The 22,775-nt window shown below is 70.2% G+C and carries 24 protein-coding genes; 12 read left to right on the top strand and 12 right to left on the bottom strand.

The genetic code is table 11. The features are described 5' to 3' along the window. The first annotated feature begins 1 nt into the window (after position 1). Positions 2-1,000, top strand: a complete 999-nt coding sequence (locus tag NR810_RS40875; protein ID WP_257460588.1) for an alpha/beta fold hydrolase — start codon at positions 2-4, stop codon at positions 998-1,000. Positions 1,001-1,019: 19 nt separating this feature from the next. Here NR810_RS40875 and NR810_RS40870 read toward each other — a convergent pair whose 3' ends face one another. Further along, positions 1,020-1,517, bottom strand: a complete 498-nt coding sequence (locus NR810_RS40870) for a TetR/AcrR family transcriptional regulator (RefSeq protein ID WP_257460587.1) — start codon at positions 1,515-1,517, stop codon at positions 1,020-1,022. A 130-nt stretch (positions 1,518-1,647) separates the two neighbouring features. Here NR810_RS40870 and NR810_RS40865 point away from each other — a divergent pair, with 130 nt between their 5' ends. Beyond that, positions 1,648-2,802 (top strand): MBL fold metallo-hydrolase, encoded by a 1,155-nt coding sequence (locus tag NR810_RS40865; protein ID WP_257460585.1) that lies wholly within the window; start codon positions 1,648-1,650, stop codon positions 2,800-2,802. A 12-nt stretch (positions 2,803-2,814) separates the two neighbouring features. On the opposite strand, the gene NR810_RS40860 is transcribed toward NR810_RS40865, so the two are convergent. After that, positions 2,815-3,969: an energy transducer TonB family protein gene (locus NR810_RS40860; RefSeq protein WP_257460584.1), complete on the bottom strand. Its 1,155-nt coding sequence runs from the start codon at positions 3,967-3,969 to the stop codon at positions 2,815-2,817. A gap of 110 nt (positions 3,970-4,079) precedes the next feature. Here NR810_RS40860 and NR810_RS40855 point away from each other — a divergent pair, with 110 nt between their 5' ends. The 4 genes from NR810_RS40855 to NR810_RS40840 all read left to right on the top strand — a co-directional run bounded on the left by NR810_RS40855 (position 4,080) and on the right by NR810_RS40840 (position 7,952). Next, positions 4,080-5,525, top strand: coding sequence for a nicotinate phosphoribosyltransferase (locus NR810_RS40855; RefSeq protein ID WP_257460583.1), 1,446 nt, complete (start codon positions 4,080-4,082; stop codon positions 5,523-5,525). Between the two features lie 25 nt (positions 5,526-5,550). Next, positions 5,551-6,522 (top strand): nicotinamidase, encoded by a 972-nt coding sequence (locus NR810_RS40850; RefSeq protein ID WP_257460582.1) that lies wholly within the window; start codon positions 5,551-5,553, stop codon positions 6,520-6,522. After that, on the top strand, positions 6,519-7,265 hold the full coding sequence (locus tag NR810_RS40845; RefSeq protein ID WP_257460581.1) for an NUDIX hydrolase: 747 nt from the start codon (positions 6,519-6,521) through the stop codon (positions 7,263-7,265). The genes NR810_RS40850 and NR810_RS40845 overlap by 4 nt, the downstream gene beginning before the upstream one ends. A gap of 234 nt (positions 7,266-7,499) precedes the next feature. Further along, complete coding sequence (locus tag NR810_RS40840) at positions 7,500-7,952, top strand: hemerythrin domain-containing protein (protein ID WP_257460580.1); 453 nt, start codon at positions 7,500-7,502, stop codon at positions 7,950-7,952. 6 nt (positions 7,953-7,958) lie between these two features. Here the strand turns inward: NR810_RS40840 and NR810_RS40835 are convergent, their stop codons facing one another. Then, positions 7,959-9,020, bottom strand: coding sequence for a C45 family autoproteolytic acyltransferase/hydolase (locus tag NR810_RS40835; protein WP_257460579.1), 1,062 nt, complete (start codon positions 9,018-9,020; stop codon positions 7,959-7,961). Positions 9,021-9,084: 64 nt separating this feature from the next. Next, positions 9,085-9,843 (bottom strand): AraC family transcriptional regulator, encoded by a 759-nt coding sequence (locus NR810_RS40830; protein WP_257460578.1) that lies wholly within the window; start codon positions 9,841-9,843, stop codon positions 9,085-9,087. Between the two features lie 28 nt (positions 9,844-9,871). On the opposite strand from NR810_RS40830, the gene NR810_RS40825 reads away from it, so the two are divergent. From NR810_RS40825 to NR810_RS40815, 3 genes are all read left to right on the top strand, one after another. Next, positions 9,872-10,678 (top strand): methylase, encoded by an 807-nt coding sequence (locus NR810_RS40825; protein ID WP_257460577.1) that lies wholly within the window; start codon positions 9,872-9,874, stop codon positions 10,676-10,678. A 75-nt stretch (positions 10,679-10,753) separates the two neighbouring features. Continuing rightward, on the top strand, positions 10,754-13,420 hold the full coding sequence (locus NR810_RS40820; RefSeq protein ID WP_257460576.1) for a TonB family protein: 2,667 nt from the start codon (positions 10,754-10,756) through the stop codon (positions 13,418-13,420). Between the two features lie 3 nt (positions 13,421-13,423). Next, entirely contained in the window at positions 13,424-14,341 is a 918-nt protein-coding gene (locus NR810_RS40815; RefSeq protein ID WP_257460575.1) for a hypothetical protein, read from the top strand. A gap of 63 nt (positions 14,342-14,404) precedes the next feature. Here the strand turns inward: NR810_RS40815 and NR810_RS40810 are convergent, their stop codons facing one another. From NR810_RS40810 to NR810_RS40795, 4 genes are read right to left on the bottom strand one after another with little or no spacing between them, the layout of a single operon-like run. Beyond that, positions 14,405-14,692 carry a hypothetical protein gene (locus tag NR810_RS40810; protein WP_257460573.1) on the bottom strand — a complete coding sequence of 96 codons (288 nt, stop codon included), beginning with the start codon at positions 14,690-14,692 and terminating at the stop codon, positions 14,405-14,407. Next, positions 14,689-15,804: a glycerate kinase gene (locus NR810_RS40805; protein WP_257460572.1), complete on the bottom strand. Its 1,116-nt coding sequence runs from the start codon at positions 15,802-15,804 to the stop codon at positions 14,689-14,691. The genes NR810_RS40810 and NR810_RS40805 overlap by 4 nt, the downstream gene beginning before the upstream one ends. A gap of 2 nt (positions 15,805-15,806) precedes the next feature. Then, on the bottom strand, positions 15,807-16,292 hold the full coding sequence (locus NR810_RS40800) for a YkgJ family cysteine cluster protein (protein ID WP_257460571.1): 486 nt from the start codon (positions 16,290-16,292) through the stop codon (positions 15,807-15,809). A gap of 1 nt (position 16,293) precedes the next feature. Next, positions 16,294-17,586, bottom strand: coding sequence for a class I SAM-dependent rRNA methyltransferase (locus tag NR810_RS40795; RefSeq protein ID WP_257460569.1), 1,293 nt, complete (start codon positions 17,584-17,586; stop codon positions 16,294-16,296). Positions 17,587-17,734: 148 nt separating this feature from the next. On the opposite strand from NR810_RS40795, the gene NR810_RS40790 reads away from it, so the two are divergent. From NR810_RS40790 to NR810_RS40780, 3 genes are read left to right on the top strand one after another with little or no spacing between them, the layout of a single operon-like run. After that, positions 17,735-18,130: a hypothetical protein gene (locus NR810_RS40790; protein WP_257460568.1), complete on the top strand. Its 396-nt coding sequence runs from the start codon at positions 17,735-17,737 to the stop codon at positions 18,128-18,130. 42 nt (positions 18,131-18,172) lie between these two features. Next, the gene (locus NR810_RS40785) at positions 18,173-18,877 is read left to right on the top strand and encodes a DUF1499 domain-containing protein (RefSeq protein WP_257460566.1); all 705 of its coding nucleotides are present in this window, start codon (positions 18,173-18,175) and stop codon (positions 18,875-18,877) included. Between the two features lie 9 nt (positions 18,878-18,886). Next, on the top strand, positions 18,887-19,426 hold the full coding sequence (locus NR810_RS40780) for an FxsA family protein (protein ID WP_257460564.1): 540 nt from the start codon (positions 18,887-18,889) through the stop codon (positions 19,424-19,426). A 21-nt stretch (positions 19,427-19,447) separates the two neighbouring features. Here the strand turns inward: NR810_RS40780 and NR810_RS40775 are convergent, their stop codons facing one another. The 4 genes from NR810_RS40775 to NR810_RS40760 all read right to left on the bottom strand — a co-directional run bounded on the left by NR810_RS40775 (position 19,448) and on the right by NR810_RS40760 (position 22,711). After that, complete coding sequence (locus tag NR810_RS40775) at positions 19,448-20,167, bottom strand: hypothetical protein (RefSeq protein ID WP_257460563.1); 720 nt, start codon at positions 20,165-20,167, stop codon at positions 19,448-19,450. A gap of 9 nt (positions 20,168-20,176) precedes the next feature. Further along, positions 20,177-20,323, bottom strand: a complete 147-nt coding sequence (locus NR810_RS52920) for a hypothetical protein (protein ID WP_306818925.1) — start codon at positions 20,321-20,323, stop codon at positions 20,177-20,179. Positions 20,324-20,559: 236 nt separating this feature from the next. Then, positions 20,560-21,978, bottom strand: a complete 1,419-nt coding sequence (locus NR810_RS40765) for a FecR domain-containing protein (RefSeq protein WP_257460561.1) — start codon at positions 21,976-21,978, stop codon at positions 20,560-20,562. After that, positions 21,965-22,711 (bottom strand): RNA polymerase sigma factor, encoded by a 747-nt coding sequence (locus NR810_RS40760; RefSeq protein ID WP_257460559.1) that lies wholly within the window; start codon positions 22,709-22,711, stop codon positions 21,965-21,967. Before NR810_RS40760 ends, NR810_RS40765 begins: the two co-directional genes overlap by 14 nt. Positions 22,712-22,775 lie beyond the last annotated feature (64 nt).

Raw genomic sequence — 22,775 nt, 5'->3', positions numbered from 1 at the left:
CATGCGAAAGCTCCTCTTGATCTCCTGTCTGCTCCTGTCGCCTGGCTGTGCTTCCACCCCGTCGGTACCGGTGACGGGGTCCCCCGCTGGCGCCGATTCACTGCACCAGGTGAAGCGCGTGAAGGTCGCCGAGGGTGTCGAGCTCGAGGTGCTCGACTTCGGCGGGCAGGGCCCGGCGCTCGTGTTCCTGTCGGGCCTGGGCAACACCGGCCACGTGTTCGACGGGCTCGCGCCCGAGTTCACCACGAGTCACCACGTCTACGCCTTCACGCGTCGTGGGTTCGGTTCTTCGAGCTGGCCCGACACGGGCTATGACACCGCCACGCTGGGCCGGGATGTGGTTCGCGCGCTCGACGGCCTGGGAATCGGCAAGGTGTCGCTCGCGGGCCACTCCATGGCGGGGGACGAGATGACCTGGGTGGGGCGCCAACACCCGGAGCGCATCGACAAGCTGGTCTTCCTGGACGCGACGGATGACAGGGCCGAGATCTCCGAGTTCCTGAGGAGCTTCTCGAATCCGCCCATGCCCACCGTCTCCCTCGACGGCCTGCCGTCACGCGATGCCGCCGCGGCCGCCCTCGCGCGTGACCTGGGCGGCCCCGTCCCCGATCACGAGATCGATCTGGGCCACGAGTTCGACCCCAGCACGGGCCGCTACCTGCGCCCGCGCCGGCGCCCGGATGTGGTGGAACAGATGCTCCGGGAGGTGGCGAAGGCGGACTTCTCCGCACTGTGCGCGCCCGCGCTCTCCCTGTTCGACGGAGAGGGATTCCCCCAGTGGCTGGAGTTCGTTGCTGGCCTCGAGAGCACGCCCGCCGACTTCCGGGAGAAGGCGAGGGCTTTCCTGCCCGAGCTGCGACGGAGCACGGCCGAAAAGGATGCCGCGCTGCGGAAGCTGCCGGGCTGGAAGCTGGTGATGCTCGAGAACGCGCGGCATTACATCTGGCTCACGAACCGGGCCGAGGTCGTGCGGGAGATGCGCGCCTTCCTCGCGCCTTGACGCCGGGGCGGCCGAGCCCTCACGACACGAAGCGCTCGATGAGCAACTGCAGGCGGCGGCGCAGCACGCGCGTCGCTGGCAGGTCCGACTGCAACCCGTCCACCGCGAGCATGAACAGCTCGGAGAGCTCCTTCGATTCCAGCACCGCCTGCGTGTACTTGAGCCACAGCCGCTGGTGCCTGGCCTCGACCTCCGGGAGTAGCCGCTCGCAGGCCTCGTAGAACTCGGCCGCCATGGGGGCCCCCACCAGCTGGTCCCACGGCTCGAGCAGCAGGATTTCGCAGACCTTCATCAGCTTGTCCTGCTTGCTGCCCGGCCCGAGCAGGACTTGCTCGGCACGTGGGTAGCGGCCCTCGAACATGTGCTCGAAGAGCGCGGCGAAGATGTCCTCCTTGTTCTTGAACTTCCGGTAGATGAGCGGCCGCGAGATGCCCGCCCGCCTGGCGATGTCGTCGAGCGAGGTCTTCGCGAACCCGAACTGGAGGAAGCACTCCTGCGCGGCCTCTAGGATCGCCACCCGGCGAGCCGTGTCTCGCTCTTCGTTCCTTTCATCCGACATGCGAACAAATTGACAAAAAATACTCATTTCGTCAATTTGTATCCGCCGATGGACACGAGCTCCACGCGGCGGTCCGGAGGTGAATCGCATGAAGGTTCGTAAAGGGCTGGCCCGCGCGGCACTGGGAGGGGTAGCGCTGCTGGCCGTGGCCCTGGCCGCCATCGCCGCCGACGCGTGGCCCGCGCTGGGCAAGCGCGCGGAAGGGGAGCGGCGCACGCGGATGGAGCGCTCGCCTCAGTGGAAGGACGGGCACTTCGAGAACCCCCAGCCGCTCTGGAACGATGTGTGGGGCTCCGTTACGAGCATGTTCGACTCGAGCCCCAACCTCGGGCCTTCCGAGCCCCCGCCCACCGTGGCCGGTGACCGCCGCCGCTTCGCGACACCGCCCGCCACGGGCCTGCGCGTCACCTGGCTCGGCCACTCCACGGCGCTGATCGAGATCGACGGGCACCGCGTCCTCATGGACCCGGTGTGGAGCGAGCGGGCCTCGCCCCTGACCTGGGTGGGTCCCAAGCGCTGGTACTCGCCACCCATCGCGCTCGAAGAGCTGACCCCGGTCGACGCGGTGGTCATCTCGCACGACCACTATGACCACCTGGACCATTCCACCCTCCTGGCGATGAAGGACTGGGACACCACCTTCGTGGTGCCGCTCGGGGTGGGCGCGCACCTCGCGTCGTGGGGCATCCCCGAGGCGCGCATCGTCGAGCTCGACTGGTGGGACCGCACGCGGGTGCGCGGGCTCGACATCGTCGCCACTCCGTCGCGCCACGCGTCGGGGCGCACGGTCATCGACAAGGACGCGACGCTGTGGGCCGGCTTCGCCCTGCTCGGCGCCCATCATCGCGCGTACTACTCGGGTGATACGGGGCTTTTCCCGGCGATGAAGGACATCGGCGAGCGCCTGGGGCCCTTCGACGTGACGATGATCGAGGTGGGCCAGTACAACAAGGCCTGGCCCGACTGGCACATCGGCCCGGAGCAGGCGGTGCTCGCCCACCGGATGGTGCGGGGCCGTGTCCTGCTCCCCGTGCACTGGGGACTCTTCACCCTCGCGCTCCACGGCTGGACCGAGCCCATCGAGCGCGTGCTCGCCGCGGCCGGGACGGGCGACACCGTCGTCGTGCCCAAGCCCGGGCAGAGCATCGAGCCGGGTGCGCCGCCGCCCTTCGAGCGCTGGTGGCCGGACCTGGCATGGGAAACCGCCACGCAGCACCCCATCGTTTCCACGAAGCTCGACTGAGGACCCCTGGCGTTAGCGCACCTCGAGCAGCCGCACGCGTTTGTAGAGGCGGCGGTCGAGCGGCAGCCGCAGGTCCGTGAGCTTCATCTCCGCGTCGAACTCGATGCTGACGGTGGGCACGGGCGGGCTGATGGAGATGATGAGCTCGATCTGCCAGAGGCTCACCAGTTGCGTGCGGCCCTGGAGAGCCTCGGGGGGAGGGATGGGGAGACGCTCGGCGGCGGCACGGATGTCGACGAGGGCCTCCCGGTCCACCTGAATGTCGTTGCTGGGCGTGACGAGCTCCACGCTGAGCAGCTTTCCCTGGGTGTCCTGCACCACGCGCACGGTGGCGCGGCGGGTGGCCCGGAAGTCCTCACGCATCTGCTTGCGCAGGGTCCGGCGCATCCCGAGCGTCGGATCTCCTCCGGGAGGAGGGCGATCGTTCGCCGCGGGCGCATCGGTATCGAGTGGTGAGCCCGTGTTGGCGTAGGCCGAGGCGCGGTCCTGCCAGACGCGTATCCACTCCTTGGAGTTGCCCCGGGTCTGATCGAGGAAGCCCTGGAGCCCCTTGGCGGAGACGGCGCGCTCGGCGTCCCAGCTCTTCAGCAGGGACTTGCCCAGCTCGGAGAAGTAGGGGTGCACGAGACCCCTGTCCACCTTCCCTCGGCGCACGCCCTCCATCACCATGTCGGCCACCTTCTCCTCCGGCGTGGAGGGCACCGGCACGCCCGCGTCTGGTACGGCGACACCTCCCTCGGGGCTCCACGACAGCGACGGTGAGGGCAGCAACCGTGAGGCGCCCAGGCGGGGACCCTCCGCATGAGGAGCATCCGCGCGAGGCATGTCCCCACTCGGGGGCGCGGGGTTCCCGGCGACGGCGGGAGGCTCGACCGGAGGGGGCGCGGTCTCGACACGCGTGGGCGGTGGCTTCGGGGCCTGCGCCACGGCGGACGGCTTGGGACGGGGAGGCCTTGGCGGAGGCGGGGGACCCGGTGGCGGAGGCTTGGGCGGCTCGGGCGGCGGAGCCACCTCCACCTCGACGAACTGGAGTGTCGCCGGCACGGGAGCCCGAGCCCGCTGCTCATCGGGCGGGGCCCGCCGGGACTCCAGCCACAGCCACGCCACGGCGTGCAGCCCGAGGCTGAGGGCGAGCGTGAGCAGCAGTCGGCGGCGGGAGTCCGGCATCGCGGCCCCGATTCAAGCACCCTTCACGCCCATTCCCGACCCCCTTCGGGCGAGAAAGAGTATTGCTGACTCTTTCCCCACCCGTTAGATTCCGTTCCGGGAGGCACACCATGGGGAGTTCGCTGCTCGCGACGGACGGCTACAAGTTCAGCATGGCGGAGGCCGGCTGGCCGCTGCGCCGGGAGACGTTCTACTACTCGCACCGCAAGGGGGGGCAGCAGGTTGTGCCATTGGACATCGAGTCCTACGTGCGCGCCCTGCTCCCGGAGCCGACCGAGAGCGACTACGCCTATCTGGCGCGCAACAGCTATGAGATGGGGGCGGGCTTCAAGGCGGCCATCCAGCAGAAGGACAAGCTGGTCATCCGGGCCCTGCCGAAGGGCGCGCGCTTCTACGCGCGAGAGCCGGTGTTCACGCTGACGGGGCCCTCGGCGCTGGTGTCGTGGCTGGAGCCGCTGCTGCTGCAGCTCAACTTCCGCATCCAGGTGGCCACGCAGGCGCTGGCGGATCGCGAGGGCCTGGCGAAGGCGCTCGCGGCGCTGTCGTGCGAGGAGGAGAAGCGCATCGCCCTGGAGACGCTGGACGCGGTGGGCGTGAAGCCGGTGCCCATGACGGTGGACTCCGAGGGGTACCACGCGCGGGTGATGGCGGTGGTGCGCGACCTGGTGGACGCGGTGAAGGACCCGAGCCGCATCTTCGAGGTGGGGCTGCGCGCGGCCACGTGCATGGAGCAGCACGAGATCGCCCTGCGGGCCTGCAAGGAGGCGGGGGTGATGCGCACCAGCAACGTGTACGGGGCGTGGAAGCTGGGGATGATTCCGGTGGGCACCATGGGCCACGAGCACGTGCAGCGCTACGGGGAGGACGAGGCGGCCTTCCGGGCCATCCGCGAGCGGCGGCCGGAGCGCTCGAGCTACCTGCTGGACACCTACGACACGCTCACCTCGGGCCTACCCAAGGCCTTCCGCATCATCCACGAGGCGCCCGAGGCGGGGGACTCCATCCGCTTCGACTCGGGGGACAAGAAGAAGCAGTACACGCAGGCGGTGTCGCGGGCGCAGGCGGAGGGCATCAAGCCGGTGCTCATCCTGGAGGACGGGTTGGACGCGCAGGCCACGCGCGAGTTCGAGGCGATGCGCGTCGAGTACGGCTGGGAGCCCTCGAAGCAGTTCTACGGGTACGGTGGCTTCATCGTGGCGCGCACCATGGCGTGCCCCTTCACGCGGGACCGGGTGGCGGCGGTGTACAAGCTGTCGCGTACGGGCCACGTGCCGACGATGAAGTTCGGCAACGAGCTGGCCGAGGGCAAGCAGAGCATTCCGGGCGTGCCGGTGGTGTTCCGGCGCCGGAGCGGCGCGGGGCCCATCGGGCTCATCGGCCAGGAGGGCGAGCCGGTGCCCGAGGGCTACGAGCTGCTCTCAGGAGCCAGCCCCGAGGCGGCCTCGGCGATTCCCACGGACGGGGCCGGGGAGCAGCGTGTCGCCTATACGCCGGCCACGCAGAAGCTGGTGGAGGAGCTGCGCCACCATCACTTCCCTCAGGGTCGCGCACGATAATCCTGAAGTTCTCCTGGAGGACGCCATGCCGTTGCCCATTCCCGAGTTCCATGACGAGAAGCGCGTGGGCTCGCTGTACCTGGAGCGTGCCGCGCGGGTGACCGAGGAGGCCCGGCGTTACGCCGTGGCCCATAAGGTGAAACCGGCACGAGAGGACCGTGTACGCATCGCCGCGTTCGGTATCGACGTGCAGGTGGCCTTCTGCCAGCCGGAGGCGAGCCTCTTCGTGCCCGGTGCGGTGGAGGACTCGCAGCGCACGCTGCGGTGGCTGTACTCGCACCTGGATCGCATCACCGGCCTGGTGTTCTCGCTGGACACGCACCGCGTCTTCCAGATCTTCCATCCGGCATGGTGGCAGGACGCGGAGGGCCGGCCGCCCGCACCGCTGACGCCGATTACGTCGGCGGAGATCCGTGCGGGGAAGTGGCGGGCCACGCGCCACCCGGAGGAGAGCCTGCACTACTGCGAGCGGCTGGAGGCCACGGGCCGGTACGTGCTGACGGTGTGGCCGTACCACGCGCTGCTCGGGGGCCTGAGCCACGCGCTGCTGCCAGCGATGATGGAGGCGAGCCTCTTCCACTCGGTGGCGAGGGACACGCAGACGCGCTTCGAGCAGAAGGGCGAGGAGCCGCTGACGGAGAACTACTCGGTGCTGTCGCCCGAGGTGACGGAGGTGTCCGGGAGGAAGGTGGGCGAGTTCAACCAGGACCTCTTCGACCACCTGCTGACGTTCGACCGGGTGTACGTGTTCGGGCAGGCGAAGTCGCACTGCGTGCTGTCGACACTGCTGGACTTGAAGCAGCACATCGAGGCGACGGACCGCTCGAAGATGGGGCGCATCCACATCCTGGAGGACGCGATGAGCCCGGTGCCGGCGCCGCCGCTGGACCCGTTGCCGCCGGGGTTGGACTTCCCGCGCGTGGCCAACGAGGCGATGCGGACGTTCCAGGAGGCGGGGATGAAGGTGGTGCGGACCACCGACCCGTTGGACGTGTGAGAGCGCCCGGGGTCCTCCGGGCCCGCGAGGCGCTGGTGGCCCACGCGCGCCCGGCGGTGGCGGTGGACCTGGTCATCCTGACGCTGCTGGACGGCGCGCTGAGCGTGCTGCTGGTGCGCCGGGGAGAGCCTCCGTTCGAGGGGAAGCTGGCGTTGCCGGGTGGCTTCCTGCGGGTGGGGGACGGGGTGGAGGACCAGGGCGAGGACCTGGACGCGGCGGCGGCGCGCGAGCTGGAGGAGGAGACGGGGCTCGGGGTGGGGGACGTGCTGCTGGAGCAGTTCTCCACCTTCGGCCGGCCGGGGAGGGATCCGCGCATGCGGGTGCTCTCGGTGGCGTACTACGCGCTGGTGCGCTCGGACCTGGCGAAGCGGGTGCGTGCGGGCGGAGACGCGGCGGAGACGTGCTGGGTGCCGGTGGCGGAGCTGCGCGAGGGGGTGCTGGCCTTCGACCACGAGGACATCCTCCGGGTGGCGCTGGCGCGGATGCGGGAGAAGGTGGACACGTCGGCGCTGGCGTTCTCGCTGGTGCCGGAGACCTTCACCATTCCCGAGCTGCGCGCGGTGTACTCCGCGGTGAAGGGCGAGCCGCAGGATCCAGGCAACTTCCGGCGTCGGGTGACACGGCTCATCGAGGACGGTGTGCTGGAGAAGGCGCCGGGGGTGCGGCGGACGGCCTCGAAACCCGCCGCTCTGTACCGATTCCGAGCCTCACACCCCTCTCCCTCTGGGAGAGGGACGGGGTGAGGGTATTGGGCTGAAGAGAGGGTCACCAGCGCTCTCGGGTTGTGGACCTTCGCAGCCAGCGCAAGCCGTGTCGGGGTACACGGAGGCAGGTGCAAAATTTGCGTGCCCGTGAGGGCCCCGCGTGCCATCTCGGAGGGAACCCTCCGGCGCTCCGTCCCGGTCCATCCCTTGCACTGCTCTGGCCTCGAATCAGTACCCAGATGGCCGGGGCACAGCGGTGCCCGGGGAGCGCCCATGAAGGTCGATGAACTCAAGTATGAGATTCTCGCGCAGCACCACATCCTCCGTGCGTTGCTGGTGAACCTCGGGGACGTGGCCCGGAAGGTGGCCGAGGGGGACGCTTCCTGCGAGATGGTGCTGCGCCAGGGCGCCCACCAGCTCTCCACCGAGCTCCTGCGCCACATGGCCGACGAGGAGCGGATCCTCGAAGAGCTCGCCCGCGCGGGTCATGCCCCGTCCGCCGAGCACCTCGCGGACCTCCACCACAACCACGCCCATCAGCGCCAGATGCTCGCCTCCTTCGACACGCGCGTGGACAGCGTCCAGTCCACGCGGCGGCTCGGGGAGTTCATCGAGGCGATGACCCAGGCCGTCACCCTCGACATGGAGCACGAGGAGGCGGCCCTCTTCGGCATGCGGCCCTTCATGCTGACGCCGGTCCGGAGCCAGGTGTCGCTGGTCTCCTGAGTCCTCTCAGAGGCGAATCTCGGTGAAGGGCTCGCGGCACGCGGGCCCCACGGCCACCCACATCGTGCGGCGCGCGGGGGCCATCACCACCGTGGCCTTGGTCTCCATCGGCATCGTCCCTGGTGCCGCCGGCGTGTCGTGCATGCAGATACGGCCCTCGGGCGTGCCGTGGTCGCCGAGCAGGCGCATCACCGACTCGGGTGTGAGCCGCCCGTGCTCGGCGGCCACCCGCTCCGCGATGCGGTCCTTGCGCTTGACGGTGCAGGGAACGAACTGGCGGGTGATGTCCTGCTCGCGGAAGCGCTCGGACTGGTAGTGGTTGGCGTGGACGAGCACTCCTCGCTCCGGCTGGAGCAGCACGTGGTCGTCGTACGTGCTCTCGATGCCCACCACGCGCCCGTGTGCGTCCGCGAGGTGGTAGTAGCCGATGCCCCGCGCCGCCGTGACGAGCACCTCCAGTGCCGCCGAGAGGCTTGGTTGGCGCATCGCCTTGGGCACGTACACGCTCAGCGGCACCAGCGAGGGGCACGGCTTCGGCGCGACGAGCGTGAGGTTGGCGCAGTTGCCCACCCCATCACTGTTGAGGTGGTAGTACGGCGAGCCGGACAGGCACAGCGAGAGTTGCTCGCGTCCATCCGAGTGGCGGATGCGGAGCAGCTCCACCGTGGCGTCCGGGTTCCAGTCGATCGTCTGCCCGATGAGCGCCTGACCGTCGGCGGTGGCCTCGCCGGTGACGGCCAGCGAGGTGCACATGGCTCCTACTTGGGCGTAGTTGATGGCCAGCTCCAGCGTGCACTGGAGCGCGAAGGCATCCTCGTACGGCAGGCCCGCGCCCTCGGCCTGCCCCTGGATGAGCTCGAGGGCCCCCGGGTCGAAGGCTCGCACGTTGGCCTCCAGCTTCAACGCCGCTCGCATCACGTCCTCGCGAGGCGCCTTCAAGGGTCCCAGGGCCATGGTCTGGAAGAGGTACTCGGCCGAGGCGCGCAGGTTCTCCCGGCTCGCCTCGCCCCATTGCTGGCCAATCTGTCGCGGAGTCCCACGGCACTCGATGACTCGAAGCGTCGTCATGGAGCGCAATCTACGAGGGAGGACAGCTCCCTCGCTTGAACGGATGCGACACGCGGGGCCCTGCTCAGGCCGGCTGGCGGAAGTGGCTCGGGGTCCGGCCCGTCAGCTCGCGGAACTCCCGCGTCATGTGCGCGTGGTCGGCGTAGCCGATGCGGTGTGCCACCTCGGAGATGGAGCAGCCGGGGGTGGTACGCAGGACGGACAGGGCCTCCTGGAGCCGGGCGATGCGGGTGTACATGCGCGGTGAGAATCCCACGCGCTCCTTGAAGGCCCGTTGCAGTGTTCGCGTGCTGAGATGGAGCTCGTCCGCCAGCACGCCCGGACGCAGGGGCTCCGACCGCGCGGCCATGCGGCGCAGGGCCCGGTCGAAGCTGTCACCGGAAGGGTAGGGCACCTGCTCCAACAGTGGAACGAGCACCTCGCTCATCCGCTCCAACGAGCCGGCCGCCAGCAGCCGCTCCCCCATGGCGTCGAGCGAGACACCTCCCAGCGTCCGCAGCTCCACGGCCTCGTTGACCAGCTCCGAGGGGCTGGCATCCACGAGCCGGGGCATGGCCCCTGGGTGGAAGTGCACGACCAGGTAGCCATGATGGGCTCGGGTCGGCACATGGATGGTGTGCGTCAGCGGACCATAGAGGAGGGCCCGGCAGCGCTCGTCCGACAGCTCCAGGAGCAGGTCCACGTTGGCGTCCGGGATGACCTCGTGCTCCCAGGTGATGGAGACGTCGGGCGGCACCCAGAGCATGAACTCCACGCGCTCGGCCAGGGAAGCGGGTGCGGACACCTGCTCAGTCCACCGGATCGGCTGGGTCGTGGCGGGCATGGCCAGAATATAGTGCCCGGAGCCGGCCATGACCTCCCTGGACAGGAAGACGCGAGGAAGGACGACTCATCAGCGCCTGCAGGCGCTCGATGTGTTCCTGGTCCACCGCGAGCGTGAGCTGCTGGCCCGTGATGGGGGCGCGTGGGCGCGAGCCGCCTTCGTGGACCTCGGTTTCGGCGAACACCCGTGGACCACGCTCGAGAGCGCCCGGGCCTTCCGCGAGCTCAACCCGGGACTCCCGGTGGTGGGGGTGGAGTTGGAGCCCCAACGGGTGCAGTCCGCCCAGACCCATGCCGATGCGCTCACCGACTTCCGGGAGGGCGGGTTCGAGCTGCCCCTGTGGCCCGGGGAGACCGTCCGCCTCATCCGCGCCATGAACCTGCTGCGCGGCTACCGCCCCGAGGAGGTGCCCGGCATCCACCGGAAGCTGGGCGAGGCGCTGCTCGAGGGCGGGCTGCTCGTCGAGGGCAGCACGGACACGCCCGGGGCGGTGCTGGTGGCGCATCTGCTCCGGCGCGTCCCGGAGGGCCTCTCGCGCGAGGCGTTGCTGTTCCACACCGACTTCAGCCGGGGCTTCGCGCCCGTGCTCTTCCGTGACTGGCTGCCTCGGGATTTTCGCCGCCGGGTGAAACCCGGAGAGCCCATCCACGCCTTCTTCGCCGATTGGACGGCGGCGTGGCAGGAGGCTCGCGAGGAGGGACACGTGGAGCCCCCCGAGGCCTTCCGGCACTCCGTCCTCCGGCTGGCCTCACGTGTCGAGGGGGTCACGACCGAGCCGTGGCTGCTCGACGAGGGCTTCCTGCTCTGGAGGCCTCCTGGGGGCGTCTTCCGGTGAGAGCAGGTAGGCATCCGTATTCGTTATGGACACCTGTAGGATTGTGATTTGTCCAGACGGTAAGGACCCCCTTAAATGCCCGCCACCGTGGCCCCAACCCGCTCCTTCCCCTGGTTGTTGCTCGCCGTCCTCTCCCTCTCCTCCGTGAACGCGTGGGCCCAGGCCTACGAGGGTGCACGCAGGGAGGAGGTGGATGGCGGTGTCCATACTCCGGTGCTGACGAAGGCACCCGAGCTCCTCCACTTCGTGGAGGCCGTCTATCCGCCCGAGGCCGCGAAGGCGGGCAGGGCAGCGTCGGTGGAGATGCTCATCACCATCGACGAGAAGGGCCAGGTGTCCGACGCGCAGGTGACGACGCCGGTGGGCGAGGGCTTCGACGAGGCGGCGCTCGCGGCGGTGCGGCAGTTCCAGTTCTCCCCGGCCGAGGTCGACGGTGTGCCGGCTCCGATTCAAATCCAGTACGTCTACAACTTCGTCCTCCAGCCGCCGAAGGTGGAGGAGAGCGCGCCGCCTCCGCCTCCCGCGCAGGCCACCCTCACGGGCCAGTTGCTGGCGCGTGGCAGCCGCTCGCGCGTGGGTGGGGCCACGGTGCGCTGCGGTGATGATCCGGAGGCGCCCGAGGCGCTCTCGGACGAGGAGGGCCAGTTCACCCTGAAGGTGACGCCCGGCGCCTGTGACGTGCGCGTGGTGGCCAACGACTTCCACCTCTTCACGACGAAGGAGACGCTCGCTCAGGACGAGAAGTTGGAGGTCATCTACTACCTGCTGCCCAAGGCCCCGGGCTACGAGACGGTGGTGCGCGGCACGCGCGAGAAGAAGGAGGTGGTGCGCCGCACCCTGGAGCGTCAGGAGTTGCAGAAGGTGCCCGGTACCTTCGGTGACCCCATTCGCGTGCTGCAGAACCTGCCCGGTGTGGCGCGCGCGCCCTTCGTCCTGGGGCAGCTCATCGTGCGCGGCGCGGCGCCGGACCAGACGCTCACCTTCTTCGATGGCGTGCAGGTGCCGCTCCTCTACCACCTGGGCGGTGGGCCCTCGGTGCTCAACGCCGACTTCATCGACAAGGTGGACTTCTTCCCAGGCGGCTTCGGTTCGCGCTACGGCCGGGCGGTGGGCGGCATCGTGGACGTGGCCACGCGCAAGGGCGCCAAGGACACGCTGCACGGCTCGGTGAAGATCGACCTGCTGGACTCGGGCTTCTTCGTGGAGGCGCCCGTCGCTCCCGGCATCTCGGTGGCCGCCGCGGCGCGCCGCTCGTACGTGGACGTGCTGCTGCCCATGGTGCTGCCCGAGGACCCCGAGGGTGGCACGCTGCTCGTGCTGCCGCGCTACTGGGACTACCAGCTGCGCGTGGACTTCGGCGCGAAGAACGCGGAGCCTGGCCCGGGAGGGCGCAGCACCGGCTACGTGATGGCCTTCGGCTCGGACGACCTGCTGAGCGTGGTGGCCACGGGCGGCGGCCGCAACCGTGACGTCACCGTGGACGCGCGCACCCTCTTCCACCGGGTCAAGGGTGACTGGACGTACCGCCTCGGTGGCTTCACCTCCGTCTTCACCCCGTACGCGGGCTACGACCTGGCCGGCCTGGGCTTCGGCGAGACGAAGCTCGACGCGAACGTCTGGTCGATCGGCGGGCGCGAGGATCTGTCGCTGGAGCTGCTGCCCTGGCTCACCGCGCGCGCTGGCGCGGACGCCCGGTTCGAGCACACGGTGGCCGAGGGCACGCTCCCGGTCCTCGGTGGCGTCCAGTACCCGGCCTTCCCCGGCGCCGAGCCCAAGGCGGAGGTGCAGACCATCAAGCGGGTGGTCAACGCCTTCGATGGCGCGCTCTACGGCGAGCTGGACATCGAGGCCGGACCGGTGACGCTGACGCCGGGCCTGCGCGCCACCTATGCCCGCATCTACGGGCAGGAGCGCTTCGTCTACGACCCGCGGCTGTGGGTGAACGTCAAGGCGTCGGAGAAGACGGCGCTCAAGGGCAGCGTGGGCCTCTACAGCCAGCCGCCGCAGGCGTTCAACCTGGAGCCGGCGCCGCTGGGCAATCCGGCCCTCACCCACGAGCGCGCCTTCCAGACGAGCCTGGGTGTGGAGCAGCAGCTCACCGACATCATCAGCGTGGACGTCACGGGCTACTACAACCGGCGCTACGACCTGGTCGTCTCTCCGGGCGCCACGGTGCAGAACGAGGACGGCACGCTGACGCGCTACCAGTACTCGAACCTGGGTCTGGGGCGCGCGTATGGCGTGGAGGTGATGTTGCGGCACGCGGTGACGCGCGACTTCTTCGGCTGGCTGGCCTACACGTTCAACCGCTCCGAGCAGCGTCGCGCGGGCGGCGATGACTACGAGCTGACCACGTGGGACCAGACGCACATCCTCACCGCGGTGGCCAGCTACCGGCTGCCGGCCAACTTCGAGCTGGGCGCGCGCATGCGCTACGTCACCGGCCGGCCCACCACGCCGCTGCAGCACACCTTCGACGTGTACAGCGTGGACCGCAACCGCTTCTACGGCACCTTCGGCGCGGAGAACTCCATCCGCTTCAAGCCCTTCCACCAGTTGGACTTGAGGCTGGAGCGGAGCTGGCTCTTCCAGAGCTGGACGCTGTCCGCCTACGTCGACGTGCAGAACGTCTACAACGCCTCCAATGTGGAGGCGACCTTCTACGACTACCGTTACCGCGAGCTCTTCGAGGTGCCTGGCATCCCGATCCTCCCGGTCGTCGGCGTCAAGGGGAGCTTCTAAGTCATGCGCCACATCCTGCCCGCCCTCCTGGGCCTGCTGCTCTGCGCCGCCTGCGTGGGACCCGAGGACAACGCGACGAAGGTGAAGGACCTGCGCGTGCTCGGCATGCGCACGGACCCGCCGGAGCTGTACGCCGACACGTGCTCCACCGACCCCGCGGTGCTCGCCGACACGCTCGTGCGCCCCGTGCGTCTCACCGCGCTCATCCCCGACCCCGTGGGCGATGGACGCGATCTCGACTACACCCTGTGGGCGTGTGCCTCGCTGGGCGACGAGACGTGCCGTGAGGACCGTGTGGAGCTGGCGCGCGGCATCACCAAGGCCGGCGAGCTGGTCATCAACCTGTTCCCGGGACCGGGTGCGGCGCGGCTGCCGGACGGCACCTTCCTCGCGCAGAAGGTCCTCGAGAAGGACACGTACAGGGGCCTCGGTGGTGTGCGCATGCCGCTGGTGCTCTGGGTGCGCGGCGGCGGCGAGCAGGTGTACGCGCAGAAGATCATGGTGTACGGCTGCCGCTTCTTCCCGGAGATGAAGGCCAACGTGCAGCCGGAGCTGCCGGGCCTGCTGCTGGCGGGCGAGCCGTGGGACGCGGAGGTGCCGCGCGAGCTGAGCGGCCCGGGTCCCTTCAAGCTGGAGGCGCCGGACTTCTCCGAGCTGGAGGAGTCCTACGTGGTGCCCTCCTTCGAGCTGAAGCCGGTGCAGCTCCAGGAGGCGTGGGAGCTGACCTGGCACAGCACGCTGGGCAACATCTCGCCCGGGGTGACGGGTGGGGCGGACCTCGGAGGAGGAGAGGGGAAGCACCGCGTGGAGTGGACGCCGCCGAGGGATGCGCCGGCCCAGGAGGTGCGCTTCTGGGTGACGGCACGCGATGGGCGTGGCGGCATGTCCTGGGTGACGCGCACGGTGAAGTACACGCCGTGAGCCCGGACGGGTGCTCAAGGAGTCACTGACAGCGCGAGCTCCTGGAGATTCGCGTCCTTCCCGCTACCTGGGCACCGGCTGACGGCCCGCGACGCAACGGCTGCTCAGCCCCTCTTCCACGCATTGCTCGTGGGGGAGGCACTCGCCGCGGCAGGGAAGCGGATCGCAATAACCCGTCTCCCGGTTGCAGGTCGTGCCGGGGTAGCAGGAGGCGTAGCAGCCACCCTGGGACCGTGAGACGCCGGCCATGGCGAGCCCCCAGATGACGCCACCCATGGCGCCGCTGCCGCAGCCGGTGACCGCCAGGACGAAGCCGAGCATCAGGGTCCACAAGCGCAGGTGGGAGTTCATGTGCGCGCTCCTTGTTGGGAGGCCCAGAGTCTACCAGCATGACGCAGTGCCTCGGAATGGGAGACACCTGACGGGGCAATCGCGGACACTTCGACCACCGCGTCGAAGGGCGAGGTGCTCGCATCGACGTCGGGTGCGACGATTCCCGCGAACATCACCGTGCGCTTGCCGAGTCCTCGCGCCTCCCTGGCCAGCGCACCCGGGCCCTTGCCGAGCGCCGTCTGCCGGTCGAAGCGTCCCTCGCCGGTGAGCACGGCCTCCGCGGCGGCGAGCCGCTCGGGCAGCCGGAGTGTCCGGGCCACCAGGCCGTACCCGGAGACGAGCTTCCCTCCGGCCAGCGCCGCGAGCCCGTAGCCAAAGCCTCCCGCGGCGCCCGCGCCGGGAAGGTGGGCGAGCCCGGGGGAAACGACCTCGGCGAGGTGGGCCAGGGACGCCTCCAACTCGGCCACGGCCGCCGCGTCCGCGCCCTTCTGGGGACCGAAGAGGTGCGAGGCCCCATCCGGCCCCAGCAGTGGCGCGGTGACATCCGTGGCCACCAGCAGCTCCACCTGGGCGAGCCGAGGATGCCGCCCGTTCGTCTCCACCCGCGTGAGCCGCTTCAACGCGGCCCCACCCGGAGGAAGGGGAGTGCCGTGCGCGTCGAGGAACCGGAACCCGAGCGCCGCGAGCGCCCCCGTGCCGCCATCATTGGTGGCGCTGCCCCCGAGCCCGAGGATGAGCCGTTCGCAGCCCCCATCCAGCGCCGCGCGCATCAGCTCGCCGGTGCCGGAGGTGGAGGCACGACGTGGGTCCCTCTGTCCGGGTGCGAGCAGGGACAGCCCGGAGGCCGCGGCCATCTCGATGACGGCCGTGCGCCCCGAGTCCAGCAGCCCGTAGGTGGCCCGCACGGGCGCGCCGAGAGGCCCCTGGACGGTGAGCGTCACCCGCTCGCCGCCCACGCCCGTGAGCAGCGCGTCCACCGTGCCCGGGCCCCCATCCGCGAGCGGTGCCACGTCCAGCTCCACCCCGGGCGCCCCCTGGCGCAGCCCCTCGGAGAGTGCGGCGGCGGCCTCGGCGGCGGTGAGGGTGCCCTTGTACTCCTGGGGCGCCACGAGCCAGCGGCTCACCTTCATGGTCACTCCTCGCGGTCGACTGCCTCCGCGTGCCACTCGAGGATGGGTCGAGGGCTGGTCAGTGACGGCATGATGCGCTCGGAGACACGCTCCAGTCGAATCAGCAGCGCGCTCACGGTCTCCGCGGGCTGACGCGCCGGACCCCGGATGCGCTCACAGAAGAAGGTGCGGCAGCCGAAGGGACGGTCCGCGTACACGGTGCAGCGCTTCCCCGCGGCATCCAGGTAGGGGCAGCCGCCGTCCTCTCTCGGGGGCGGCAGCGGGCGGTGGCGCGCCAGGAGCAGCCACTCGGGGGCCCAGAGCCAGGGCTGGCGCTTCGTCTTCGCGAGCTGGCAGCACTCGCCGCTGGCCGGGCACGAGAAGGGCGCGTACGCCGCGTCCGCCTGCCGGTAGATGGCGCGCAGCTCCTGGAGGGCCCGCGCCTCCTCGCGCGCACCCGGGACCGGGGAGCCCTCGCCGCTGTCGTCGTCCCAGTCCCGGTGGCTCATGTCACAGCACGCGGAGCACGAAGCACTTCAGGTAGCGAGTCTCGCGCAGGTTCAGCAGCACGGGGTGGTCCTTGCCCGCGCCGCGCTTCTCGATGATCTGCACCCGCCGCTTCGCGTCCGCCGCCGCCGAGGCCAGCATGTCCTCGAAGCCCTGCTCGTCGATGTGGTACGTGCAGCTCGCGGAGATGAGGTAGCCGCCCGGCCGCAGCAGCTGCATGGCGCGCAGGTTGATCTCCTTGTACCCGCGCAGCGCGCCCTCGATGGCGTCCTTGTTCTTCGCGAACGACGGCGGATCCAACACGATGGTGTCGAACTTCCGGCCCTCGTCCACCGCGTCGCGCAGGAAGTCGAAGGCGTTGGCCACCACCACGTCCACGTTGGTGAGCTTGTTGGAGGCCGCGTTCTCGCGCAGCTGCGCCGCCGCCTGGTCCGAGATTTCCACGGCGGTGACGCTCTTCGCCCGCGTGGCGAGCTGCAGCGCGAAGCCGCCCACGTACGAGAAGCAGTCGAGCGCCTCGCCGAAGGCGTACTGGGACGCCACCACGTGGTTCTCGCGCTGGTCCAGGAAGGCGCCCGTCTTCTGGCCCTCCATCAGGTCCGCGCGCACGCGCACCAGGCCCTCGTCATAGGCCACGGGTCCAGGGGACGTGCCGTACAGCACGCCCTTCTCCTGGGGCAGACCCTCCAACGCGCGTACGCCCACGTCCGAGCGGTTGATGATGGCGCGCGGCTTGAACAGCTCCACCAGCAGGTCGACGATGAGCTGCTTGCGCTGCTCGGTGGCGGGGATGAGGAACTGCACGCTCAGGCAGTCGCCGTAGCGATCCACCACGAGGCCGGGCAGCAGGTCCGCCTCGCCGTGCACCACGCGGTAGGTGGTCTCTCCGGGCAGGGCACGGCGGCGCATCGCATCCGCGAGGGCCAGGCGCTGGCGGAAGAAGTCCGTGTCCACCGCCACGTCCTCGTAGGAGAGCCAGCGCAGGGAGATCTTCGACTGCTTCGAGTAGAAGGCCTTGCCCAGGAACCAGCCGCGGGCATCCATGACGCGCACCACCTCGCCACCCTGGAGGGCGGGGTCGCCGTTGAGGTCGGCGCGGTAGATCCACGGGTGGCCGGCCTGCCAGCGGTCGACGCCTCGGCGGATGAGCTGGACCTGGGGCAGCCCATCGGGGCCGATCTCCGGAGAGGTCCGGTCCGGGGCGACCACCTCGGGGCGGTGCTGGGGGCGCTTGTTGCGGCCGGCGGGGGCTCCGGGGCGGCGGTCGTGACGGGGTCCTGGGGTTGGCTTGGGCATGGCTTCTCGGGCGTATACTCCAACCCGTGTGAGATACGACCTGCTCCTTCAATCCATGGTCCCCGGGGCGCCTTTCGACAGCGCCCGGGTGGAAGCCCTCCTGGAAGCCCGGGGGGCGAAAGAGCTGCCGGGCGGTGGGCGTGCCTGGATGCTGGAACATGGCCTGGTGGAGGTCCACCCCCTGCGCGAGGGCGGGCAGTGGGTGGCCACCGAGGTGCGTGTGCCGCTGTCGGACCGGACGGACCTCATCCGGGAAGTGGTGTCCCGGGTGGCGGAACTGGCCAAAGAGGCCGAGGTCCGCTTCTTCGACCCGCAGCTGGGACGCGCGCTGACGGCGCACGATGACGGGACGGTGGCGGACCAGTTCGAGCGCACCGCGCGCTACGCGGGGGAGATGCTTGGGCTGGCCTCGGCCATGCCCATCCACGTCCCCTCCGAGAGCGAGGGCTTCCAACCGACGACGAAGTTCTTCTTCGGGGTGCTCGGCTTCTTCCTCCTGTTGTACCTGCTGATCGACTGGATGAACGGCCAGCTCTGGGGCTGAAAAAGGCTGGATTTCGTGGCGCGGGTGACGCATGCCTCGCGCATGTTTCGCTCCTGGTCATTGCGCATCTCGCTCGTCGCGGTGCTGTTGCTGGTCCTCGGTCCGCTGCTGGGCTTCCTCGGGGTGCTCCCCGGGTTCCAGGCCATGCTCGTGTTCGCGAGCGCGGCGCTGGTGGGCCTGGTGGGCATCGTGGCCAGCATCGTCACCGTGGTCCGGGGCAGGGTGGTTCCCGGCTTCACGGCGATGGCGCTCGGAACCCTCGCGCTGGTCGTGGTGCTGACACCGGCCTTCGCGGGTGGGGGCAAGCCTCCCATCAACGACATCAGCACGGACCTGAAGGACGTGCCCGCGTTCACCCACGCCCGGACGCTGCCGGAGAACGCGGGGAAGGACCTGGGCTACCCGGAGGATTTCAAGATCGTCGTGGAGAAGTTCTACCCGGACCTGAAGTCGCGGAAGCTGGCCGAGCCCCCGGACGCGGTCTTCGAGCGGGCCGTCGCGCTGGCGCGGGCGCACCCCGGGTGGACGGTGACGAACGTGGATGTCCAGGCGCGAACCTTCGAGGGCGTGGCCGAGTCCCGGGTCTTCCGCCTGAGGGATGACTTCGTGGTGCGGGTGAGGCCGGAGGAGGGAGGGGGAACGCGGGTGGACATGCGCTCGAAGTCGCGGGCGGGGCGGGGTGACATGGGCGCCAACGCCGCGCGCATCCACGAGTTCCTGGAGGCGCTGGCGGGCTCGGCGCATTAGGTTGGACAGGTGTTCAAGTACCTCCTGCTCGCGTTCACGCTGATTCCGTTCATCGAGCTGTACCTCCTGTTGGCCATCGGCCGGGAGGTCGGCTTCTGGCCCACGGTGGGCGGGATACTGCTCACGGGCCTGGTTGGCGCCTTCCTGGCCAAGAAGGAGGGCCTGCGCGTCTTCCGCCGCTGGCAGCAGTCGCTCGCCCAGGGCCGCATGCCCGAGGAGGGACTGGTGAGCGGGCTGCTCGTGCTGGTGGGCTCGGTGCTGCTGGTGGCGCCCGGGGTGCTCACCGACGTGGTGGGCCTCCTGCTGCTGTTCCCTCCGACGCGCAAGGTGGTGGCCACGCTGGTGCGCCGGAAGCTCGAGCGCGGCATGGCCTCGGGCGCGGTGCGCTTCACCTCGTTCCAGTCGGGTCCCTTCATGGGAGGCCCGTTCGGAGCGCCTCCCCAGGATGCGCCCTCCGCCCGGGGCTCCTCCTGGCCGCGCAAGGAGCGCCGGCCCGGGGACGAGGTGGATGCCGAGTTCTCCGAGGACGACGGTCCCGGGCGCGGGTAGCAGCCGGGCGCCGCCAGTCCGTCAGAGGACGCGCTGGTTCTCGCGGACCAGGACTTTCATGGCGCCCTCGCAGATGCCTTTCAGCCGCTTGCAGTCGAGCTCGCGCGGCTGGTCAATCTCGAGCGTCTCGTCCAACAGGAGCTCGTTCCGGGCGTCCCAGAGCTTGAGGTGGACGTGCTTGGAGTCGGTCCAGGAGGCCTGGGCCCGCAGCGAGATGCGCTTGCCCCGGTACTCGAAGTCCAGGGCCGCGGCTGACTCCGAGGGCGCGAGGGTGTAGACCCCGGTGACGGTGGGGACCTGGAGGAGGAGCTGCACCGGCGGCTGGTGTTCCTCGGGGCTCGCCAGCTTCAACGTGTGTTGGCCGGTGATGCTCACGGCGAGGGAGTCCAGGGTGGGCGGGTGCTGTTCGGCGAGGGGCTTCACGGTGAGCTGCTGCCGGGTGCCCTGGATGAGGGCGATGGCACCATGTTTGGTGCGGACGTAGCCCGAGCAGCCCTTGGCGTCACAATCGACGGACAGGCGCCAGTCGGCCCCGGCGTCGGGACAGCTATCGGGTATCTCCAGCTGGACCTGGGCCTTGGGGGTGAGGATGAGGCTCTGGGTCGCGCGGGTGCGGCAGACGAAGTCCACGTCCACCGCGAGCGCGGTGACCTCGGGGGGAGCGGCCTTGGGGGAGTCCTTCTTGTCCTGGGCCCCGTCCGCGGCGAGCAGCAGGGCGAGCACGGTGAGAGCGGAGAGCATGGTCCAGGTCTATGCCACGCATTCCCTCGGTCCGTCGAGGAAGCGGCGCTCCCAGCGCCGCATGTCCTCCGGGGTGAAGCTCGGGTCCCTGAGGGGTTTCTGGTGGAAGAGCCAGGGCTCCAGCACGCGCGTCAACTCCCGGTAGGCGGGAAGCACCAGACCCTGCTCGGTGTCACCACCACGGCGGCGGAGGCGACCTCCTTGCCAACCGTGGCAAGGCAGGCGCTGGGAAGGAGGCCCCACGGCTTTTTCCACCTCGGCAAAGGGAGCTTCATGTAGGGCCTCGCGGAGCGAGTTCACACTACAAGCTCGCTGGCGGCCGAGGTGCGCGGCACCCCAGTTCCGGGTGCCGTGGTCGCTTCCTTGCGTCTGAAAGGGGAAAGAGTGGCTCTCTACCTCAAGAGCGCGGCGCGCGCCTGCGCGGCCCAGCGGCCCCAGGGGTATGCCCTCAAATAGCGGAGGTATTCGACCGTGGCCTCGTTGCGCTGGAAGCGGACCTCGTAGCAGCGCGCCCGCAGGTAGCGTGCCTCCTCGCGGAACGGGCGCACGTGGCTCTGCTCGGCGATCTCCCCCAGTCCCACCAGGTAGCTCTCGCAGGTACGGGTGGCCACCTCCGCGCGGGCATGGGCGAGGAAGCGCTCCTCCACCTCGCGCGGTGCCGGGAAGCGCTGCCACTCCTCCTCGGGCGCGAGCGTGTTCATCGCCACCGGAGGCTCGGGCTCTACCGGTGTGGGGCTCGCGTCATTCGCCGCCTCGGGCTGGGGCCCCGGGGCGAGCGCGGGCTTCGTGTCCGGCACGGAGGCCTGGGCCACCTCGGGCGAGGGCGGAGTCGCCTCGGGCTGGGCCTGCGCCACCTGGGGCGGAGGCGCGGCGGGAGCCGGCGTGGGCCGCGAGGTGCTCGCGGCCTTCACCCGGACACCGAGCGCCTCGAAGGCCTTCCGGTCCTGCGCCGACAGCGGCCGGTTCTTCCAAGCGCGCTCGCCAGCGTGCAGCTCCACGCGCTGGCCCGCGGTGGCGAACTGGGGCGATTGGCCCTCGGCCTCGACGCGCACCTTGCCCTCCAGCACGGAGACGGCGGGCCCCTGGGGCGTGTTCTCCACGGTGAAGACGGTGCCCACCACGAAGACGCGCAGGCCGTCCGCCTCCACGACGAAGCCACGCCGCTCGGCGTGCGAGGCCTGCACCGAGACGCGCCCCCGCACCACGCGCAGGTGCACGTCGTCCGCCTCGGTGCGGGCCAGCACCACCTCCGAGTCGGACGAGACCTGCATGCGGCTCGCGTCGGGCAGCCGCAGCCGGGCGCTTCCCCGGCCCGGCGTCCTCACCGTGGTGCCCGCCCGCAGGCCCGCGTCCTTCCGAAGCACCTGCTCCGTCCCGTCCACGTCGCGCGCCCACGCGCCCGCCTCGCCCTCGACCTGCACGGTGGGGGAGGGGGCCTCCACCTGCTTCGCCACCACCGTTTCCTCTGGAACCGCGCGCGTCACCGTGCCGGGCCGTGGCGCCAGCAGGACGAGCATCGCCGCCGCGCAGACACCCATCGCCGCCAGCATCCACGGCCAGCGGGGCTTGTGCTCGAGCCGGGCGAAGCGCCGGGTGGCCATCGTCAGGACCCGGTCATCCGCCTCCGCCCAGCGCACCGGGGGCGCTTCGTCCCTCGCCACCCGCAGCAGGGCGCGCGTCTCCCGCACCTCCGAGAGCCGCCGGGCGCACTCGCCGCAGCCAGCCACGTGCGCCTCCACCCGGACGCGCGCCTCCGCGTCCAGCTCTCCCGCGGCCAGCGCCCAGAGTGCTTCCGCTTCATGGCGAGCCATGGGGGCCTCCGGCGCGGGTGTGGAGCAGTCGCTGCATGGCCTCGTTGAACTCCAGTCGTGCGTGGTGCAACCGGCTGCGCACGGTGTTGGGCGAGCTTCCCACGGCCAGGGCGATCTCGTCCGGGCTCATCCCACACAGCTCGTAATAGACGAAGACGATGCGCTTCTTGGGCTTGAGCCGCTCCAGCGCCGTCTCCACCAGCCGGGCCGCCTGGCGCCGGGCCGCCGCTCGCTCCGGGTCCTCCCCGGGACACGCGGACTCGGGCGGCTCCGCGAACGGATCCTCCGGCCGGCGCCGCTTCCACCTCAGGTGCGACAGTGCCACATTGGCACACACCCGGTAGAAGAAGGTGCGGAAGCGCGACTCGCCGCGGAAGCCCTTCACCGCGGTGAGCAGCCGCAGGTAGGTCTCCTGAAGGAGGTCCTCCAGCTCGGTGCGATTGCCCACCAGGTGGCGCAGGGTCCGGGCCGCGTCGGCCCGGGTGAGCTGGTAGAGCCGGTCGAAGGCGGTGAGGTCTCCCTCCCGCACGCGGTGCACGAGCGCCAGGAACTGGGCCTCGTCCGCGGGGAGCGCGGGGGTGGACGGCCCGTCCACACACAAGGCGGAGCCCAGCGGCGTCTCCACCGGGCGTGCTCCGTGCGTCGTCACCGGGTGCTCCCCCTGGAACGAGAGCCGGGCGAAGTCCCCTCCGAGGAAATCCGCCACGGGCATGTGGATGGTTCGGGTGAGCACGTTACCTCTCCGTGCCCTGAGTCGCCGCAGCGACGCGAATTGATCAAAAAGAATTCTCGATGAA

Origin of the sequence: Archangium lipolyticum (assembly GCF_024623785.1) — a bacterium.
Taxonomy (GTDB): Bacteria; Myxococcota; Myxococcia; order Myxococcales; family Myxococcaceae; genus Archangium; species Archangium lipolyticum.
The sequence above is the reverse complement of the archived record's forward strand: the minus strand, read 5'-3'. Positions and strand labels throughout refer to the sequence as shown.

Coding starts and splice junctions, on each gene's coding strand:
- NR810_RS40875 (WP_257460588.1), top strand. CDS start 2: ATGCGAAAGCTCCTCTTGATCTCCTGTCTGCTCCTGTCGCCTGGCTGT.
- NR810_RS40865 (WP_257460585.1), top strand. CDS start 1,648: ATGAAGGTTCGTAAAGGGCTGGCCCGCGCGGCACTGGGAGGGGTAGCG.
- NR810_RS40860 (WP_257460584.1), bottom strand. CDS start 3,969: ATGCCGGACTCCCGCCGCCGACTGCTGCTCACGCTCGCCCTCAGCCTC.
- NR810_RS40855 (WP_257460583.1), top strand. CDS start 4,080: ATGGGGAGTTCGCTGCTCGCGACGGACGGCTACAAGTTCAGCATGGCG.
- NR810_RS40850 (WP_257460582.1), top strand. CDS start 5,551: ATGCCGTTGCCCATTCCCGAGTTCCATGACGAGAAGCGCGTGGGCTCG.
- NR810_RS40840 (WP_257460580.1), top strand. CDS start 7,500: ATGAAGGTCGATGAACTCAAGTATGAGATTCTCGCGCAGCACCACATC.
- NR810_RS40835 (WP_257460579.1), bottom strand. CDS start 9,020: ATGACGACGCTTCGAGTCATCGAGTGCCGTGGGACTCCGCGACAGATT.
- NR810_RS40830 (WP_257460578.1), bottom strand. CDS start 9,843: ATGCCCGCCACGACCCAGCCGATCCGGTGGACTGAGCAGGTGTCCGCA.
- NR810_RS40825 (WP_257460577.1), top strand. CDS start 9,872: ATGACCTCCCTGGACAGGAAGACGCGAGGAAGGACGACTCATCAGCGC.
- NR810_RS40820 (WP_257460576.1), top strand. CDS start 10,754: ATGCCCGCCACCGTGGCCCCAACCCGCTCCTTCCCCTGGTTGTTGCTC.
- NR810_RS40815 (WP_257460575.1), top strand. CDS start 13,424: ATGCGCCACATCCTGCCCGCCCTCCTGGGCCTGCTGCTCTGCGCCGCC.
- NR810_RS40810 (WP_257460573.1), bottom strand. CDS start 14,692: ATGAACTCCCACCTGCGCTTGTGGACCCTGATGCTCGGCTTCGTCCTG.
- NR810_RS40805 (WP_257460572.1), bottom strand. CDS start 15,804: ATGAAGGTGAGCCGCTGGCTCGTGGCGCCCCAGGAGTACAAGGGCACC.
- NR810_RS40800 (WP_257460571.1), bottom strand. CDS start 16,292: ATGAGCCACCGGGACTGGGACGACGACAGCGGCGAGGGCTCCCCGGTC.
- NR810_RS40795 (WP_257460569.1), bottom strand. CDS start 17,586: ATGCCCAAGCCAACCCCAGGACCCCGTCACGACCGCCGCCCCGGAGCC.
- NR810_RS40790 (WP_257460568.1), top strand. CDS start 17,735: ATGCTGGAACATGGCCTGGTGGAGGTCCACCCCCTGCGCGAGGGCGGG.
- NR810_RS40785 (WP_257460566.1), top strand. CDS start 18,173: ATGTTTCGCTCCTGGTCATTGCGCATCTCGCTCGTCGCGGTGCTGTTG.
- NR810_RS40775 (WP_257460563.1), bottom strand. CDS start 20,167: ATGCTCTCCGCTCTCACCGTGCTCGCCCTGCTGCTCGCCGCGGACGGG.
- NR810_RS40765 (WP_257460561.1), bottom strand. CDS start 21,978: ATGGCTCGCCATGAAGCGGAAGCACTCTGGGCGCTGGCCGCGGGAGAG.